Raw genomic sequence first — 18,367 nt, forward strand, 5'->3', positions numbered from 1 at the left:
GAACCGGGCATCATAATGGAGGGATGACTGCGATGCTCCAGGGCGTAGCCCCACTCGACCACCTGGGCGTCATTCGCGCCGAAGGCGAAGACGCCGCCAAATTCCTTCACGGCCAGCTCACCCACGACTTTGCCCTCCTCGACCTGGCGCACGCGCGCCTGTGCGCCTTTCTGTCGGCCAAGGGCCGCATGCAGGCAAGCTTCATCGGCTTCAAGCGCAGCCCCACCGAGGTGTGGCTGGTCTGCCAGCGCGACCTGCTGGCCGCCACCCTCAAGCGCCTGAGCATGTTCGTGCTGCGCGCCAAGGTGCGCCTGAGCGACGCCAGTGCCGAGCTGCGCATTGCTGGGCTGGCCGGAGATGCTATCAATTCAATAGCTGGTAGCGCACAACCTATGTGGCTCAAGGCCGATTTTGGCTCTGCAAGCGTGGTGCACCTGCCTCCGGCAGCGGGCCAGCCGCGCGCACTGTGGGTGGCCCCGGCCGCCGAGCCCCTGCCCGCTGGCACCCTTCTCGACCCCGCACTGTGGGCCTGGGGCGAGGTGCACAGCGGCGTGGCCACGCTGAGCGCACCGCTGGTGGATGCCTTTGTGCCGCAGATGCTCAACTACGAGTCGGTCGATGGCGTGAGTTTCAAGAAAGGCTGCTATCCCGGCCAGGAGGTCGTGGCGCGCAGCCAGTTCCGCGGTGCCATCAAACGCCGTGCCTACATCGCCCATGCCGATGCGCCGCTGAACGTGGGCGCCGAGGTGTTCAGCCCCCAGGACGCCGAGCAGGCCTGCGGTACTGTGGTGCAGACAGCGGCTGCGCCAGGCGGCGGGTGGGACGCCATCGTTTCGCTCCAGATCGTCGCAGCCGAAGCGGGTGACCTGCATGCAGGCGCCCCCGATGGCCCCGCTCTGACCCTGGGCACCCTGCCCTATCCCTTGCGCGACGACCTCTGATGCAACCGCCTGCCTCCGCGCCGGGCGCCAGCCCCTGGCGCATGTCCGTGGCGCCCATGATGGACTGGACGGACCGCCACTGCCGCTACCTTCATCGCCTGCTCACGCGCCACACCTTGCTGTACACCGAGATGGTCAATGTGGGTGGCATCCTGTTTGGTGGTACCGAGCGGCACCTGCGCTACAACGCCGAAGAACACCCCGTGGCGCTGCAGCTGGGCGGCAACGAGCCCAGCAAGCTGGCCCAGGCCGCACGCCTGGGCGAACAGTGGGGTTACGACGAGATCAACCTCAACTGCGGCTGCCCCAGTGATCGGGTGCAGCGCGGTGCCTTTGGCGCCAGCCTGATGAAGTCGCCCACGTTGGTGGCCGACTGCGTGAAGGCCATGGTGGACGTGGTGGAGGTACCCGTGACAGTCAAGCACCGCATCGGGCTCGACAAGGATGAGAGCTACGCTTTCGTGCGCGACTTCATCGGCACCGTGCAGGACGCCGGTTGCAAGGTGTTCATCGTGCATGCGCGCAATGCCTGGCTGCAGGGCCTCTCTCCCAAGGAAAACCGCGACATCCCGCCGCTGCGCTACGAAGTGGCGCACCGGCTCAAGCAAGACTTCCCGCACCTGACGATTGCCATCAACGGCGGCATCTGCACCGATGAGGTCGTGCAGGCGCAGTTGCAGCATGTCGATGGTGTGATGGTGGGCCGAGAGGCCTACCACAACCCCTGGTGGCTGGCGCGCTGGGACAGTCTGTACTTTGGCGCACCCGAACGCCAGCTGAACGTGGAAGCCGTGGAAGACGCCATGGTGGACTACATGGAGCGCGAAGCCGCGCAGTACGGCACGCCCTGGTACGCCATCGCACGCCACATGCTGGGCCTGCGCCACGGATTGAGCGGCGCCCGGCGCTGGCGCCAGGTGTGGAGCGACCACCGCCTCAAGGACCTGCCTGCGCGCGAAGTGGCAGCGCAGGCCCGCGCTGCCGGCACCGCTCGCGCCTGAGCTCTTGGTCCGCACACGTGCGGCAGGGCGATCAAGAATCCAGGTGGCGCTGCAGCCAGCCCTCCAGCGGCTCGGGGCGACCAAACAGGTAGCCCTGCAGGCAATCGCATCGGCTGGCGGTCAGAAAGTCGGCCTGTGCACGCGTCTCCACCCCTTCCGCCACCACGCGCAGGCCGAGGTGGCTGGCCATGGAGAGTATCGACTGCACGATGGCTGTGTCGTTGGGATCGTCCGGGGTGTCCTGCACAAAGCTGCGGTCGATCTTGAGCTCGAACAGGGGCAATCGCTTGAGGTAGGCCAGGCTGGAGTAGCCGGTACCGAAGTCGTCGATGGAAAAGCGCACGCCCATGCGCACCAGTTCGGTCATGCGGGAAATGGTGTGCTCCAGGTCCTCGATCAACAGACTTTCCGTCACTTCCAGGATCAGATGGTCGGCCGGAGCGCCGGTGAGTTCGAGCACGGCGCGCACGCGCTCCACGAAGTCGTCCTGGCGGAACTGGCGCTGACTCACATTCACCGACAGCGATACCAGGCGCTGCGCCGACTGCAGTCGCGCCAGCGCCTCGCAGGCCTGCTGCAGCATCCAGTCCCCCATGCGCAGGATCAGGCCTGAGGATTCGGCCATCGGAATGAAGCGCGACGGTGGCACGCTGCCACGTACCGGGTGGCTCCAGCGCATCAGCAATTCACCCCCGACCACCCTGCCATCGGGCGCGACCTGCGGCTGCAGATAGGCCGTCAATTCGCCGGCGCCCATGGCCTTCTTCAAGTCCTGCTCCAGCGCCAGGCGCTCCTGCACATTGGCCTGCATGGCTTCTTCGTAGAAGCAGATCCGGTTGCGCCCAAGGTCTTTGGCGCGGTACATGGCGGTGTCCGCCTCACGCAGCAGGTCTTCCACGCCTTCGGCGTGCTTGGGAAACAGGGTGATGCCGATGCTGGCGGTGCTGCTGTAGTGGTGCGCCTCGATGTTGTAGGGGGGCTCCAGTGCGGTTCGGACCTGCTCTCCAACCAGCAAGGCTGCGCGTCCTGCGCTCTCCATGTCGGGCGCCACATCGTTGAGCAGCAGCACAAACTCATCTCCGCCCAGGCGCGCCAAGGTATCGCCTGGGCGCAGCAGCCCCTCCAGCCGCAGTGCCACCTGCAACAGCAGCGCATCACCCAGCCGGTGGCCCCGCGCATCGTTGATCTGCTTGAAGTTGTCCAGGTCGATGAACAGCAGCGCGCCCACTTCGTGGGAATTGCGCGCCCAGGCCAGGGCGTTGTCCAGCCGATCGAGCAGCATGCGCCGGTTGGCCAGACCCGTCAACGGATCGAAATATGCCAATTGGTGGGTACGTGCCTCGGACTGCTTGCGCTCGGTGATGTCGCGCGAGAGTGCCACTAGGCGTTGGGCATGGGGCGCCCCCTCATCCCCCTTGCGCGCCAGGGACAGTTCAAACCAGCGCGTCTGCCCTCCCAGGTTCAGCGCAAACTGGTGCCCGGTGGAATGGCCAGTACGCTGTGCCGCCTCCAAGGCGGCTCGGCAACCGGCGGCTGCTTCCGGCCCGACCACGTCCTGCAGCAGGCGGCCTTCGAAGAGTTCTGCCGGGGCCGCCAGCAGGTCGGCGCCGCCAGGACGATAGCTCTGGATGCGCCCGTCCGGGTCCAGTTCAAACAACAGGTCGGGGATGGCGTTGAGTGTGCTCTGCAACTCGTCACGGGTACTGCGCAGGTTCTCCGTCATGCGCGTGGCCAGCGCCAGCGCACGTTCGCGGGCCGTGGACAACACCCAGGCCATACCGCCCACCAGCAGGCTCAGCGCTCCACCCAACAAGGCAACCAAGCCCGGGCCCGTGTCGCGCCAGCGCTGGTCAAATCCGGGCAAGGCGCGCATGACCAGAGTCCATTGCCGCCCCCCCGGCTCAAGCCAACGAACCTCTTCAAGCGCACCACTGGGCACATCCACGGGCGGTGTCAGCCGCAGGGCCGCATCGACCGCAGGACCGTCATAGATGGCCAGGTCAATGTCCTTGTCCAATTGTTGGCGCATTCCCTGCAACAGATCCTGCATCCGAAAAGGCGCTGCAACCCAGCCCACCAGGCGATCGCGCCGCTGCGGCACCGTCTCCGGCAAGGTGCCGCCCTGGTACAGCGGCAGGTACAGCACCATGCCCAGGGGTTGCGATGTGCCTTCAAACTGGCGCAGGGGCACCGCGGCCGTCAGCGCGAGTTCACCCGTATCGCGCGCACGCTCCAGCGCCTGGACTTCGGCGGCCATCGTGCCCACATCAACACCCAAGACCAACTGGTTGAGGCGATCCGCCGGCTCGATGTGGGTGATCAGGGAATACTCTGCGCGCTCACCCTCGGGCCAGATGCGGTACTGCAGGTTGCCCTGGGCGCGCACCTGTCGCACATGGTCCAGGGCTTGCTCGGCCTTCAGCCGCTTGACATACGCAATGCCTTGCAGCCCCGGCACGGTGTCTTGCAGATTAGCGCCGCCACATAGGCCTGAAACTCGCGCAGATCAATCTGTTCCGAGCCGTCGTGGTAGCCCTTGACGCCGCGCAACACCATCTTGTAGGTGTCCATGCGGCTCTTGAAACTGAAGGCTATCCGATCCACCGCCATGGCAAAGGCCTGCTGCTTGCGGTGCTGGTGCGCCAATCGTTCGGTGTGCCAGTACAGCGCCGTCAAGCACAGGAAAAACAGCATCAAACCCAATGACACCCAGGCAGGCCGACGCCAACCGCTGACGGTGGGTGTGGTTTGGAGCGGCAAATGCGCGGTTTCGTGCATGAAGGCGAAGTCCCCTGCGTCAGGGCTGGTAGGGGTCCAAGGCGGCAAGGCCTATTAGTCGTGACCAGAACATTATGCTGAACTGTCACGATACCTTATGGCACTGTCGCCTGAGTGACCAGAAGTTGGTGATTTCACTGCATGCACCCGTAAGCAAATGCTGCTATATTGCACTGCAACATTTTCGGAATCGCCCCATGCTCTACAAGATCTACGAAACCCAGCGCTCCTTCATGGAGCCCTTTGCCGATTTCGCGCTGGCGGCTTCCAAGTTCTACAGCAACCCGCTGTCACCACTGCAGAAAACGCCCCTGGCCCAGCGCATCGCTGCGGCTTACGACCTGATTTACCGCCTCGGCAAAGACTACGAAAAGCCCACGTTTGACATCAAGACCGTTCCGGTCGATGGGGTGGAGGTCGCCATCCACGAGCGCGTGGAGGTCAACAAGCCCTTCTGCGAACTGCGCCGTTTCAAGCGCTTCTCCGACGACCCCAAAACCTTGGAAAAGCTCAAGGGCCAGCCCGTGGTGCTGATCGTGGCGCCGCTGTCCGGCCACTACGCCACCTTGCTGCGCGAGACGGTGCGCTCCATGCTCAGCGACCACAAGGTGTACATCACCGATTGGCTCAATGCGCGCACAGTGCCGCTGACCGAGGGGGATTTCCATCTGGACGACTACGTGAACTACGTCCAGGAGTTCATTCGCCACCTGCAAAAGACCTACGGCAACTGCCACGTGGTCAGCGTGTGCCAGCCCACGGTGCCCGTGCTGGCGGCGGTTTCGCTCATGGCCAGCCGGGGGGAAATGACACCCCTGTCGCTCACCATGATGGGCGGGCCCATCGACGCTCGCAAGTCGCCCACCGCAGTCAACAACCTGGCCAGCGAACGCAGCTTCGAATGGTTTGAGAACAACGTCATCTACCGCGTGCCCGAAAACTTCCCCGGTGCGGGCCGCCGCGTGTACCCCGGCTTCCTGCAGCACGCTGGCTTTGTGGCCATGAACCCCGACCGTCACGCCGTCAACCACTATGACTACTTCAAAAACCTGATCAAAGGTGACGGCAGCAGCACAGAGGCCCACCGCAAGTTCTACGACGAGTACAACGCCGTGCTCGACATGGACGCACATTACTACCTGGAAACCATCCGGACCGTGTTCCAGGAATTCCGCCTGGTGTACGGCACCTGGGATGTGCGCTCGCCTGAAGGCAAGCTCGAACGCGTGCGCCCACAAGACATCACCCAGGGTGCACTCCTCACCATCGAGGGCGAGCTGGACGATATCTCCGGCGCCGGCCAGACCCGCGCCGCGCACGACCTGTGCACGGGACTGCCTTCCAAGGAGCAGCGCCATATCGAAGTCAAGGGCGCAGGCCACTACGGCATCTTCAGCGGCCGGCGCTGGCGCGAGTCCGTCTATCCCCAGGTTCGGGATTTCATCCGTGAACACCAGGCTCGCCATTCCAGCGCCCCTGTGGCAGCGATCGCCCCCGCCGCTCCCGCCAGCCCCGCCAAGGCCCAACCACCAAAACCGGCGAAACCTCCAGTCAAAGCCAAGCCTGCCGCACCTGCGACCACCCGGTCGGCACGCAGTGGCACGTCCAAAGCGAGCAAGCCCGCCCCCGTTGCAATCCAAGCCAAAGCACCAGAGAACGCACCGGCGGCCAAAGAGGTGCTTGCCGCACCCGCCACACGCTGGGCTGGCGCGGAGGCACCTGCAGCCTTGGCGCAAGCCGCGACCGTAGCGGAGAAGGCGCCTGCCAAGAAGGCCCCCCGCAGCACCAAGGCTGCCTGACCGCCTTGCTTGACGCTACGTCATCTACCGCGCTCTCCCAGCGCTTGCTGGATGCGCTTCCGCAGACGCAGTGCCAGCGCTGCGGCTACGAAGACTGCGCCGCATATGCCCAGGCCATGGCGGTGGGAGAAGCGGACATCAACCGCTGCCCGCCTGGCGGAGCCCAGGGTGTGGTGAGGCTTGCCGCGCTGACCGGACGGCCCGTGCGGGCTCTGGATGCCGAATGCGGCACCGAAGAACCGCGCAGCGTGGTGGTCATCGACGAAGACTGGTGCATCGGCTGCACACTGTGCATCAAGGCCTGCCCGGTCGACGCCATCGTGGGAGCCAACAAACTGATGCACACCGTGCTGGCCGAGGACTGCACGGGCTGCGGCCTGTGCATTCCCGCCTGCCCGGTGGACTGCATCATTCCCGTCAACGCCAGTGGCAGCGCCACGGGTTGGGACGCCTGGTCAGCGGAGCAGGCGCAACACGCTCGACAGCGCTATGCGCAGCACCAGCAGCGGCTTGCACCCCAAGCCCGGGCCGAAACCAGCGCCATCTCCACAACGCCCCAAAAACCGGTTCAACACACCGCAACGACGGATACCAGTGTCGATCCCCAGGCCGCTCGCCAGGCTGCCATTGCTCAGGCCCTGGCACGCGCCCGAGCCATGCGCAAGCCCACACCGCGATAGAGCGGCTTACCTGCTAGCCAACGTCTTGTAAACGCCGCAACCGACGTACAAATCATCCAGCTGGCACACAAAGGACATCTTGGTCTGCACCTTGCCGGTGCTTGGATTTTGGATGTCGTATTCCACCCAGCCAGGCTCTCGCTCGGCCTGGGCGACGATGTCGTTCACCAAACGATCTCCGGCAATGCCTGGGATGTCCTGCACCCGCGTGCCCACCTTGGCTGTATTGCCGCCAAAGGCCAGGTAGGTGCCTGCGCGGTCCAGGGCAAAAACGTACATGTCGCGGTCGTGGTAAGGCTGCGCCGGGTCGGTGATGGTGCGCAAGAATTGCTCGCGCCCTGTCCGCCGGTGCAGGTGCGCTGCCTGCGTGACCAACGCCACCGCTTCGTCTGCCGTACCCTGCTGCAACCGGAAGGAAGCCACGGCCTGGGCCAGCGTGCTGGCACGGCCCTGCAGGTTTTCTGTCTGGGCAACGGCGTATTCCACCATTTGCGCGTTCTGCTGGGTGATCTGGTCCAGCTGGCCTACCGCCGTGCTGATCTCCTGCAAGCCTGTGCTCTGTTCGGCCGCAGAGGTCGCAATCTCCGACATGGTGTGCGCCAGCGTACGAATGGCATCGGTCATCTGGCTGATGCCCTGCCCCGCTGAGCCGATCAGTCCGGCGCTGGTTTCCACCTGTTGGACCGTGGTACCAATGAGGGCGCGGATTTCACGCGCCGCTTCGGCCGAGCGCCCGGCGAGCGTACGCACTTCAGAGGCCACCACGGCAAAGCCTCGGCCCTGTTCGCCCGCACGTGCGGCCTCCACAGCGGCATTGAGCGCCAGGATGTTGGTCTGAAAGGCGATGCCATCGATCACGCCGATGATCTCGTTCATGCGCCGCGCACCCTGCTGAATGCCCTGTACCGACTGCACCGCCCGCTGCATGGCCTGTGCACCCTCGGCGGCGTCGCGGCTGACCCGGCTGGCACGCTCGTCGGCAGATCGTACGCTTTGCTGGTTGTTCTGAACCGTGCTGGACAATTCCTCCACACTGGCAGCCGTTTGCTCCAGATTGGCGGCCTGCTGCTCAGTGCGCTCTGCCAGAGCCCTGCTGTCGCGCCCCAGACTCTGACCTGCCTGGCTCACCAAAGCAGCGTTGCTGCGGATGTCGGCGACCATGGAGGACAAGGTCTGCACCATACGGTCAAGCATGCGCATCAGCTCGGCCACCTCGTCCTGACCTTGGGTGTTGACGCGCACCGACAGGTCACCTTGGGCCGACCGTTCCATGGCATGGGCCAACTGCCGCAACCCCACGCTCAGGTTGGCATGCAAGGCCAGCAACAGATACAGCACCACCACTGCACCCACGCCCAATACAGCCCAAAACCAGGCAGTATCGGCACCCGTGCTGGCCAATAGCGCAAGCGTCAGCAGCAGGCCCACCACCACCGCACCGAGCAGGGTGAGCTTTCCTGCAAAGTGCATGCGCTGCATGAGCCAGAGCCCTGGCTGCAACAGCACTGGGGATTGCCGGGGGTCCATGGTCGTCCTTTCCGTTACGAAAAAAAGCGTTGCCGCGGCGGCCCGTGCACATGCGTCGCGTGGGCGGTGGCTCACCCGCGTCGGGACAACGTGCATCTATTTTGATAGCGCTCGCGTTCACTTTACTTACAACAACCTACAAAAGCCATCCTGCACCGCAACAACGGGCAAAGAAAGCCTTCGCCGATAATCACGCCCCATGAATCCCCTGCTTTCCCGATTGCAGCCCTACCCCTTCGAACGGCTGCGGCAGTTGTTTGCCGACATCACCCCCTCCCCCGCACACCGCCCCATCAGCCTGGGCATCGGCGAACCCCGCCATGCCACGCCAGCGTTCATCCAGCAGGCGCTGATTGAAGGCCTGGGTGGCCTTTCGGCCTATCCAGCCACCGCTGGCGAACCGCGCCTGCGCCAGGCCTTTGCCGATTGGATGCAGCGCCGCTACGGCCTGCAGGTGGATGCCGCCACGCAGGTCTTGCCCGTCAACGGCTCGCGTGAGGCCTTGTTTGCCTTTGTGCAAACGGTGATCGACCCCAGCGCGGGCGAGCCCCTGGTGGTGCTGCCCAATCCCTTCTATCAAATCTACGAAGGCGCCACGCTGCTGGCGGGTGCCACGCCGTACTACGCCCCGAGCGACCCGGCACGCAACTTTGCGGTGGACTGGGACAGCGTGCCCGAGGCGGTGTGGCAGCGCACACAATTGCTGTTTGTCTGCTCCCCAGGCAATCCCACGGGTGCGGTGATGCCGCTGGCCGAGTGGGAAAAACTGTTCGCCCTGGCAGACCGGCACGGCTTTGTGATTGGCTCCGACGAGTGCTACAGCGAAATCTATTTCCGCGACGTGCCCCCCCTGGGTGGCCTGGAGGCTGCGGCGCGCCTGGGCCGCAAGGACTTCCGCAACCTGCTGGCCTTCACCAGCCTGTCCAAGCGCAGCAACGTGCCGGGGCTGCGCAGCGGCTTCGTCGCGGGCGATGCTCAGCTCGTCAAGGCGTTCCTGCTCTACCGCACCTACCATGGCAGTGCCATGGGGCCGGCCGTGCAGGCCGCCAGCGTGGCTGCCTGGAACGACGAACAGCACGTGGTGGAAAACCGTGCTCTCTACCGTGCCAAATTCGCCCAGGTCACCCCCCTGCTCACACCGGTGATGGACGTGCAACTGCCCGATGCCGGGTTTTACCTGTGGGCCGGTGTGCCGCCCGCGCTGGGCATGAGCGACACCGACTTCGCACGCGCCCTGCTGGCTCAATACAATGTCACGGTGCTGCCCGGCAGCTACCTCGCGCGTGATGCGCAGGGCGGCAACCCCGGTGCAGGCCGCGTACGCATGGCGCTGGTGGCCGAAACCGCCGAGTGCGTGGAAGCCGCGCAGCGCATCGTCCAATTCATCCAATCGCAACCCATTCAGCATCCATGACCCAGAATCTCCAGAGCACCATCGAATCCGCATGGGACAACCGCGCCAGTCTCTCTGCCAGCACCGCCCCCGCCGAGGTGCGCGATGCCGTGGAACATGTGATTGCCGAGCTCGACAGCGGCCGCCTGCGCGTGGCCACGCGCGAGGCCGTGGGCCAATGGACCGTGCACCAGTGGATCAAGAAGGCGGTGCTGCTGTCCTTCCGCCTGCGCGACAACGAAATCATGTGCGCGGGTGACCTGCATTTCTACGACAAGGTGCCCCCCAAGTACACCAACCTGAGCGCCGAGGAAATGGCCGCCACGGGCGTGCGCGTGGTGCCGCCCGCCATGGTGCGTCGCGGCAGCTACGTGGCCAAGGGCGCGATCCTGATGCCCTCGTTCGTCAACATCGGCGGCTACGTCGATGAAGGCACCATGGTGGACACCTGGGCCGCCGTCGGCTCCTGCGCGCAGGTGGGCAAGAACGTGCACCTGTCGGGCGGCGTGGGCCTGGGCGGCGTGCTCGAACCCCTGCAGGCCAACCCGACCATCATCGAGGACAACTGCTTCATTGGCGCACGCTCGGAAATTGTCGAAGGCGTGATCGTCGAGGAAAACAGCGTCATCAGCATGGGCGTGTTCATCGGCCAGAGCACCCCGATCTACGACCGCGCCAGCGGCGAAATCACCTACGGCCGCGTCCCTGCGGGCTCGGTGGTGGTTGCCGGCAGCCTGCCCAAGGACGGCGGACGCTACAGCCTGAGCGCTGCCATCATCGTCAAGCGCGTGGATGCCCAGACCCGCGCCAAGACCAGCCTCAACGACCTGCTGCGCGACTGATACACGCCCGATCACGCCGGAACCACGCACCACGAAGGGACAACCGCATGAGCACGATGGAACGCATCCTGCGCCTGATGGCCGAAAAAAACGCCTCGGACGTGTACCTGTCGGCCAATGCGCCGGCGCTGATCAAGATCAACGGCGAGTGCGTGCAGATCAACAACCAGATCCTGCCGCCCGAGGCCCCCAAGAACCTGCTCGCCGAAGTGGTTCCCCCGCACCGTATCGAGGAGCTGGAGGAAACCGGCGAGCTCAACATGGGTGTGCCGCTCACCGGCGTCGGTCGCTTTCGCGTCAGCGCCATGCGCCAGCGTGGCAGCTACGCGGTGGTCATTCGTTTCATCAGCCAGCACATTCCGGAGTTGAGTGAACTGAGCCTGCCAGCCGTGCTCGGCGATCTGATCATGGAAAAGCGCGGCCTGATCCTGGTGGTGGGGTCCACTGGCTCAGGCAAGAGCACCTCGCTGGCCTCGATGATCGACAAGCGCAACGGGCTGCTCACCGGCCACATCCTGACCATCGAAGACCCGGTCGAATACCAGTTCCGCAACCGCAAGTCCATCGTCAACCAGCGCGAGATCGGCAGCGACACCCAGTCGCTGCAGATCGCCCTGAAGAACGCGCTGCGCCAGGCACCGGACGTGATTCTGATCGGCGAAATCCGCGACCGCGAGACCATGTCTGCCGCCATCGCCTACGCGCAGTCGGGCCACCTCTGCTTGGCCACGCTGCATGCCAACAACAGCTACCAGGCGCTCAACCGCGTGCTGAGCTTCTATCCCGTCGAAGTGCGTCCCACGCTGCTGGGCGATCTGGCTGCAGCGCTCAAGGCCATCATCTCGCAGCGCCTGGTGCGCACCACCGAAGGCCTGCGCTTGCCCGCCGTGGAGGTCATGCTCAACACCAAGCTGGTGGCCGATCTGATCGAAAAAGGCGACTTCTCCGGTGTGCGCGAGGCCATGGAAAAATCCATGGCCGAAGGCTCGCAAACCTTCGAGGAAGACCTGGCGCGCCTCATCCTGGAAAACCGCATCGACCGCAAGGAGGGCCTGGCCTTTGCCGATTCGCCCACCAACCTGATGTGGCGCCTGCAAAACGACTTCTCGCTCGCCGCCAAGGCCGCCCAGGCCAGCAAGGACGCGCGAGATGCCCAACAACAGGACGACGCACCGTCGTTCACCGAAATCGTGCTCGACATCAAGCCCGAGTCCTGAAGCTTTTCATGTCCCCCACCCTGCAACTGGCGCAAGCGCTCATTGCCCGCCCTTCCGTCACCCCCAGCGACGCCGACTGCCTGGATCTCATCGCCCAGCGCCTGCAGGCCTTGGGTTTCATCAACGAGCGCATGGACAGCGGCCCTGAATCCTTCCGCGTCAGCAATTTATGGTCAAAAAGGCCATCAGGGCACACCAATGCTGCGCAAGGCGCTATCAAAACAGTAGTTTTTGCCGGCCATACCGATGTGGTCCCCACCGGCCCGCTGGCCCAATGGGGCAGTGACCCCTTTGTCCCCACGCTGCGCGACGGCAAGCTGTACGGCCGGGGCGCCAGTGACATGAAGACCTCCATCGCCGCCTTTGTGGTCGCGGTCGAGGAGTTTCTGGCCCACACCCCCGCGCCCCTGCTGGACATCGCCTTTTTGCTGACCAGCGACGAGGAAGGCCCTTCGGTCGATGGCACCAAGGTGGTGGTCGAGCGCCTGGCCGCACGCGGCGAGCGGCTGGACTACTGCATCGTGGGCGAGCCCACCTCGGTCAAGCGCACCGGCGACATGATCAAGAACGGGCGCCGCGGCACCCTCAGCGGCAAGCTCACCGTGCGTGGCATTCAAGGCCACATTGCCTACCCGCACCTGGCGCGCAACCCCATCCACCAGGCGGTGCCCGCACTGACCGAACTGGCCGCCATGCGCTGGGACGAAGGCAACGCCTTCTTCCCGCCCACCAGTTGGCAGATGAGCAACATCCACGGCGGCACGGGTGCCAGCAACATCATTCCGGGGGAAGTCACGATCGACTTCAACTTCCGCTTCTGCACCGAATCCACAGCCGAGAGCCTCAAGCAACGCGTGCACGCCGTACTCGACCGACACGAACTCGAATACGAGCTGCAATGGACGCTGGGCGGCCAGCCCTTTCTCACGCCCCCGGGCGAACTGGTGCAGGCCGTGCAGGAGGCCATCGCCCAGGAGACCGGCCTGGGCACCGAACTCTCCACCACCGGCGGCACCAGTGACGGGCGCTTCATCGCCACGCTGTGCCCGCAGGTGATCGAACTGGGGCCGCCCAACGCCAGCATCCACAAGATCGACGAGCACATTGCGCTGGCAGACATCGAGCCACTCAAGAACATCTACCGCCGCACCCTCGAACTCCTGGAGGCACAGGCCCGCGCCGGTGCTGCCGCATGAGCACACCCTCGCACCCTGCTTCCTCCTTGCCGCCACTGACCGGCCCCACCGTGGGCGCCCTGGTTCACGCCGGCGAACAACTGCTGCTGGCATCGGGCGTCGGCTTTGGCCACGGCACCACCAACGCCCGCGACGAGGCCGCCTGGCTCGTGCTCTGGCGCTTGGGGCTGCCACTGGACAGCCCCCTGGACGACGGGCCGGAATCCATAGCCAATCAGCCTGTAGCGCCCGCCCAGCAAGCGCTGACAGCTACACTTTTTGAAGAACGCATCCGCACACGCAAGCCCGCCGCCTACCTCACGCGCGAAGCCTGGCTGCAAGGCGTGTCCTTTTATGTGGACGAACGCGCCATCGTGCCGCGCAGCTTCATTGCCGAGCTGATCGTGGACGGCGGTTTTGACGATTTTCTGGGCGAGCACACCCAGCAGGTGCTGGACCTGTGTACCGGCAACGGCAGCCTGGCCGTGCTGGCCGCCATGGCCTGGCCCGAGATCCACATCGACGCTGCCGACATCAGCGAGGACGCGCTGGCCGTGGCCCGCATCAACGTCGATCGCCACGGCCTGCAAGACCGCATCCGCCTGATGCACAGCGACGGCCTGGCCGCCTGCCCTGGCCCCTACGACCTGATCCTGTGCAACCCCCCCTACGTCAACGCGCAAAGCATGGCGCAGCTCCCGCCCGAATACCGCGCCGAGCCCACCCTGGCCCTGGCCGGCGGCAGCGACGGCATGGACTTCATCCGCCGCCTGCTGCGCGAGGCCCCGGCAGTGATGAGCGAAGACGCCGTGCTGGTGCTCGAAATCGGCAACGAGCGTGCGCACTTCGAGGCTGCGTTTCCCCAACTCCCCGTCTTCTGGCTGGACACCAGTGCCGGATGCGACCAGGTGCTGCTGATTGAGCGCGCCGCCCTTTCCCGCTTTTTCCCTTCCTGAATGATCATTCTCAAAAACATCACCTTGCGCCGCAGTGCCAAGGTGCTGCTGGACAGCGTCAGCGTCACCATCAACCCCGGCGAACATGTGGGCCTGATCGGGCGCAACGGCGCGGGCAAATCCAGCCTGTTTGCCTTGCTCAATGGCTCGCTGCATGAAGACGGTGGCGACTTCCAGGTGCCCGCACACTGGCGCATGGCGCAGGTGGCGCAGAACATGCCCGAGACCGACGAGTCGGCCACCGATTTCGTCGTCGCCGGTGACACCCGCCTGGGCGAACTGCAGGCGCAATTGGCCCGTGCCGAGGCCGACGACGACGGCATGGCCATCGCCCATGCCTACACCGACCTGCATGATGCCGGGTCCCACGACGCCGTGCCCCGTGCCCAGGCGCTGATCCTGGGCCTGGGGTTCAAGGTGTCTGAACTGGACAAGCCGGTCAACAGCTTCTCCGGCGGCTGGCGCATGCGCCTGCAACTGGCGCGCGCGCTGATGTGCCCGAGCGATCTGCTGCTGCTGGACGAGCCCACCAACCACCTGGACCTCGACGCCCTGGTCTGGCTGGAAGCCTGGCTGCAGCGTTATGCCGGCACGATGATCGTCATCAGCCACGACCGCGAATTCCTCGATGCGGTGACCAACGTCACCCTGCACATCGACAACGCCCAGCTCACGCGCTACGGCGGCAACTACAGCAAGTTCGAGGACCTGCGCGCCGAGCAGCTCGAACTGCAGCAGGCCAGCTATGCCAAGCAGCAGGAAAAGATCGCCCACCTGAAGAAGTTCATCGACCGCTTCAAGGCCAAGGCCAGCAAGGCCAAGCAGGCGCAGAGCCGCGTCAAGGCGCTGGACCGCATGGAGAAGATCGCGCCCGTGCTGGCCGAGGCCGAGTTCACGTTTGAATTCAAGGAGCCGACCAATCTGCCCAACCCCATGCTGGCCATCACCGACGCCTCTTTTGGCTACCGGACCGAGGACGGCAGGGAAACCACCATCCTGCGCCAGGTGAACCGCTCGGTGCAGGCCGGCCAGCGCATCGGCATCCTGGGCGCCAACGGCCAGGGCAAGTCCACGCTGGTCAAGACCATCGCCCGCGAGATGAAGCCGCTGGCCGGCACCATCACCGAGGGCAAGGGCCTGTCGATCGGCTACTTCGCCCAGCAGGAACTGGACGTGCTGCGCCCCTGCGACAACCCGCTGGAGCACATGGTGCGCCTGGCCAAGGAGCTGGGGCCCAACGCGCGCGAATCGGGGCGCGAGCAGGACCTGCGCAACTTCCTGGGCACGTTCAACTTTACCGGCGACATGGTCAAGCAGGCCGTGGGCACCATGAGCGGCGGCGAGAAGGCGCGCCTGGTGCTGGCCATGATCGTCTGGCAGCGCCCCAACCTGCTGCTGCTGGACGAGCCGACCAACCACCTGGATTTGGCCACGCGCGAAGCGCTGTCGATGGCGCTCAACGAGTTCGAGGGCACCGTCATGCTCGTGAGCCACGACCGGGCGCTGCTGCGCGCGGTCTGCGACGAGTTCTGGATGGTGGGCCGGGGCGCGGTCGGGCCGTTTGACGGCGACCTGGACGACTACCAGCGCTACCTGCTCGACGAAGCCAGGCGCCTGCGCGAGGAGGCTCGCGCCGCAGGTCTGGCGGAAGGCGAAGCCACTGCAAACGCTACACAAACCATAGCGCCCAGCGCACCATCTGCAAGCGCTGAGGGCCAAAAAAGCTCGGAAGTTTCGGCACCTCCGCCCATGCGCGATGCACGAGAGCAACGCCGCCAGGACGCCCAGGCCCGCCAGGCGTTGGCGCAAAAGCTGCGCCCCCTCAAGCAAGAGCTCGAGCGCATTGACCGCCGCCTGGCCGAACTGGCCCAGGAACGCCAAACCCTGGAGCAGCGCCTGACCGAACCCCTGGCCCCGGCCGACATCGCCGACTGCGGCCGCCGCCTCAAGGCCGCCAGCGACGAAACCGCCACGCTGGAAGAGCGCTGGTTGGAGCTTTCCACCGAGCTGGACGGAGCCAGTGCCTGAGTTTTTTGGATGTTTTTGGCGTTTAACGCATTAAACACAAGCGCTGACAGCTATTATTTTGATAGCAAAAATGTGGTGCAAACCTCTGAAATTTTTTTGCACCGCACTGTCAACCACGGCGCAAAGCCCCGCGTTGTAGAACCATCAACGGAGCTTATTGCCATGAACACCTTCTCCATCCTGACCGCCTGGCCCGAAGACGAACGCGATCGCAAGCGCGCACCCGCACGCTTCTGAGTTCAGCGCCCCAGGGCCTGGAGCTGGCGACAGCTCCCACAAAAAACCCCGCTTTCGCGGGGTTTTTTTGTGGTGCGGGCCGTAATCAACCCATATGCAGACCACCGTTGACCGAGAAGTCCGCTCCCGTGGCATAGCCGCCCTCTTCCGAGGCCAGCCAGGCGATGATGGACGCGATCTCGCTGGGCTCGCCCAGGCGCTTGACGGGCACGGTGGCGACAATCTTCTCCAGTACGTCTGGGCGGATAGCCTTGACCATGTCGGTGCCGATGTAGCCCGGGCTCACGGTGTTCACCGTCACGCCCTTGGTGGCCAGCTCCTGCGCCAGGGCCATGCTGAAACCGTGCATGCCGGCCTTGGCGGCCGAATAGTTGGTCTGCCCAGCCTGGCCTTTCTCACCGTTGACCGAGCTGATGTTGATAATGCGGCCCCAGCCCTTTTCCACCATGTCGGCCACCACCTGCTTGGTGACGTTGAACATGCTGTTCAGGTTGGTTTCGATCACCTGGTCCCAGTCCTCGCGGGTCATCTTGAGGAACATGCGGTCGCGCGTGATACCGGCGTTGTTCACCAGCACATCAATGCTGCCGTGCTCGGCCTTGGTCTTGGAAAAGGCCTCGACGGTGGAATCCCAGTCGCCCACGTTCCCCACCGATGCGTAAAAGGTGTAGCCCAGGGCCTTTTGTTCATCCAGCCACTTCTGGAAGTCGCGCGTAGGGCCGCAACCTGCGATGACCTTGAAGCCTTCCTTGTGTAAACGCTGGCAGATGGCGGTGCCAATGCCCCCCATGCCGCCCGTGACATACGCTACTTTCGTGCTCATCTGACTTTCTCCTTGTTGCTTCGCGGTACTCGATTCGACTCTACCCAACATTTGCGCCCATGCGGATGAGGAAAACACCAACACCGCATTTTTTGGTAAAGATTTGTCATGGGTATGACTCTGCAAAGACCGTGCACCGACAAGGCGCACATCGCGTCCCCAGATCTACAACCCGCCCGCGAGAGGAAGCGACTCCCAGCCCGGCCGGGCAAACAGATAGCCCTGCTGATAACGGATTCCCAAAGATTGCAGGTATTGCGATTCAGCCTCGGTCTCGATGCCCTCGGCAATGATGACGATCCCCAATCGCTTGCAGACCAGTTCAATGCCACCCGCAATGGCCTGGCGCACCGGGTCCTGGTCGATGTTTCGGATCAGTTCCATGTCGATCTTGAGCACATGGGGCTGGAACCTCGTGAGCATGTTCAGTCCTGCATAACCCGCCCCAAAGTCATCAATCGCCGTGATCAACCCCTGGCGGCGATACTCGTTGAAGATGGCTTTGAGATGCTCACCATGGTTCAGGGGCTCGTTCTCCGTCACCTCGAACATGATGCGACCGTGCGGAAACGAAAACTCCCGCGCCGCTTCCAGGGTGGCCCGGATACAGGTTTCGGCCCGATACACCGCATTGGGCAAAAAGTTGATGCTCAGACGGCAATCGGGCAGCGCTGCCAGGCCCAGACGGGACGCGAGTTCAATGGCTTTGACACGACAGGCCTGGTCGAAACGATAGCGGTTGCCGTCATCGACCCACGACAACACGCTGGCAGCCGATTCGCCATTGACTCCGCGCACCAGCGCCTCGTAGGCAAACGGACGGCCCGTTTCCATATCCATGATCGGCTGGAAAGCCATGGTGAACGCGAAGGGCAGCAGCGACTTGTCCTTGCACGCCGCACAACCCACCGGATCAAAGGGCTGGGCAAAAATGGTGGTGGTCATGTGCGATCGATCGTAACGCAGTGTC

16 protein-coding genes are annotated in these 18,367 nt (G+C 64.4%); 11 read left to right on the forward strand and 5 right to left on the reverse strand.

The window, feature by feature from the left end:
* Positions 1–23: 23 nt before the first annotated feature.
* Both ygfZ and dusA read left to right on the forward strand, forming a co-directional pair.
* Positions 24–941, forward strand: a complete 918-nt coding sequence (ygfZ, locus tag MJ602_RS07765) for a CAF17-like 4Fe-4S cluster assembly/insertion protein YgfZ (protein ID WP_243020245.1) — start codon at positions 24–26, stop codon at positions 939–941.
* A complete protein-coding gene (dusA, locus tag MJ602_RS07770) occupies positions 941–1,942 on the forward strand; it encodes a tRNA dihydrouridine(20/20a) synthase DusA (RefSeq protein WP_243020246.1) in 1,002 nt (333 codons plus the stop codon). The genes ygfZ and dusA overlap by 1 nt, the downstream gene beginning before the upstream one ends.
* A 31-nt stretch (positions 1,943–1,973) precedes the next feature.
* On the opposite strand, the gene MJ602_RS16730 is transcribed toward dusA, so the two are convergent.
* Positions 1,974–4,400 carry a bifunctional diguanylate cyclase/phosphodiesterase gene (locus MJ602_RS16730; RefSeq protein WP_341474745.1) on the reverse strand — a complete coding sequence of 809 codons (2,427 nt, stop codon included), beginning with the start codon at positions 4,398–4,400 and terminating at the stop codon, positions 1,974–1,976.
* Positions 4,361–4,636, reverse strand: a complete 276-nt coding sequence (locus MJ602_RS07790) for a hypothetical protein (RefSeq protein ID WP_243020247.1) — start codon at positions 4,634–4,636, stop codon at positions 4,361–4,363. The genes MJ602_RS16730 and MJ602_RS07790 overlap by 40 nt, the downstream gene beginning before the upstream one ends.
* A gap of 281 nt (positions 4,637–4,917) precedes the next feature.
* On the opposite strand from MJ602_RS07790, the gene MJ602_RS07795 reads away from it, so the two are divergent.
* Together MJ602_RS07795 and MJ602_RS07800 are read left to right on the forward strand one after the other, a co-directional pair.
* Positions 4,918–6,519, forward strand: coding sequence for a polyhydroxyalkanoate depolymerase (locus tag MJ602_RS07795; protein ID WP_243020248.1), 1,602 nt, complete (start codon positions 4,918–4,920; stop codon positions 6,517–6,519).
* A gap of 5 nt (positions 6,520–6,524) precedes the next feature.
* Positions 6,525–7,199, forward strand: coding sequence for an RnfABCDGE type electron transport complex subunit B (locus MJ602_RS07800; protein WP_423246695.1), 675 nt, complete (start codon positions 6,525–6,527; stop codon positions 7,197–7,199).
* 6 nt (positions 7,200–7,205) lie between these two features.
* On the opposite strand, the gene MJ602_RS07805 is transcribed toward MJ602_RS07800, so the two are convergent.
* Positions 7,206–8,726 (reverse strand): methyl-accepting chemotaxis protein, encoded by a 1,521-nt coding sequence (locus tag MJ602_RS07805; protein WP_243020249.1) that lies wholly within the window; start codon positions 8,724–8,726, stop codon positions 7,206–7,208.
* A gap of 199 nt (positions 8,727–8,925) precedes the next feature.
* Between MJ602_RS07805 and dapC the strand changes: the two genes are divergently transcribed.
* Genes dapC through MJ602_RS07840 form a run of 7 tightly spaced genes read left to right on the forward strand, consistent with a single transcriptional unit; the run spans position 8,926 to position 16,574 of the window.
* Positions 8,926–10,140, forward strand: coding sequence for a succinyldiaminopimelate transaminase (gene dapC, locus MJ602_RS07810; protein WP_243020250.1), 1,215 nt, complete (start codon positions 8,926–8,928; stop codon positions 10,138–10,140).
* Positions 10,137–10,961, forward strand: a complete 825-nt coding sequence (gene dapD / locus MJ602_RS07815; RefSeq protein WP_162016451.1) for a 2,3,4,5-tetrahydropyridine-2,6-dicarboxylate N-succinyltransferase — start codon at positions 10,137–10,139, stop codon at positions 10,959–10,961. The genes dapC and dapD overlap by 4 nt, the downstream gene beginning before the upstream one ends.
* A 47-nt stretch (positions 10,962–11,008) precedes the next feature.
* Positions 11,009–12,178, forward strand: a complete 1,170-nt coding sequence (locus MJ602_RS07820; protein WP_243020251.1) for a PilT/PilU family type 4a pilus ATPase — start codon at positions 11,009–11,011, stop codon at positions 12,176–12,178.
* Positions 12,179–12,186: 8 nt separating this feature from the next.
* On the forward strand, positions 12,187–13,374 hold the full coding sequence (gene dapE, locus MJ602_RS07825) for a succinyl-diaminopimelate desuccinylase (RefSeq protein WP_243020252.1): 1,188 nt from the start codon (positions 12,187–12,189) through the stop codon (positions 13,372–13,374).
* Positions 13,371–14,309 carry a 50S ribosomal protein L3 N(5)-glutamine methyltransferase gene (prmB, locus tag MJ602_RS07830; protein ID WP_243020253.1) on the forward strand — a complete coding sequence of 313 codons (939 nt, stop codon included), beginning with the start codon at positions 13,371–13,373 and terminating at the stop codon, positions 14,307–14,309. Before dapE ends, prmB begins: the two co-directional genes overlap by 4 nt.
* Positions 14,310–16,337, forward strand: a complete 2,028-nt coding sequence (locus tag MJ602_RS07835; protein ID WP_243020254.1) for an ABC-F family ATP-binding cassette domain-containing protein — start codon at positions 14,310–14,312, stop codon at positions 16,335–16,337.
* A gap of 9 nt (positions 16,338–16,346) precedes the next feature.
* Complete coding sequence (locus MJ602_RS07840; protein WP_243020255.1) at positions 16,347–16,574, forward strand: hypothetical protein; 228 nt, start codon at positions 16,347–16,349, stop codon at positions 16,572–16,574.
* An 85-nt stretch (positions 16,575–16,659) separates the two neighbouring features.
* On the opposite strand, the gene phbB is transcribed toward MJ602_RS07840, so the two are convergent.
* Positions 16,660–17,397, reverse strand: a complete 738-nt coding sequence (gene phbB, locus MJ602_RS07845) for an acetoacetyl-CoA reductase (protein WP_162016456.1) — start codon at positions 17,395–17,397, stop codon at positions 16,660–16,662.
* 165 nt (positions 17,398–17,562) lie between these two features.
* Positions 17,563–18,342: an EAL domain-containing protein gene (locus tag MJ602_RS07850; RefSeq protein ID WP_243020256.1), complete on the reverse strand. Its 780-nt coding sequence runs from the start codon at positions 18,340–18,342 to the stop codon at positions 17,563–17,565.
* Between the last annotated feature and the right edge of the window lie 25 nt (positions 18,343–18,367).

The organism is Simplicispira sedimenti, assembly GCF_022760965.1.
GTDB lineage: Bacteria > Pseudomonadota > Gammaproteobacteria > Burkholderiales > Burkholderiaceae_C > Simplicispira > Simplicispira sedimenti.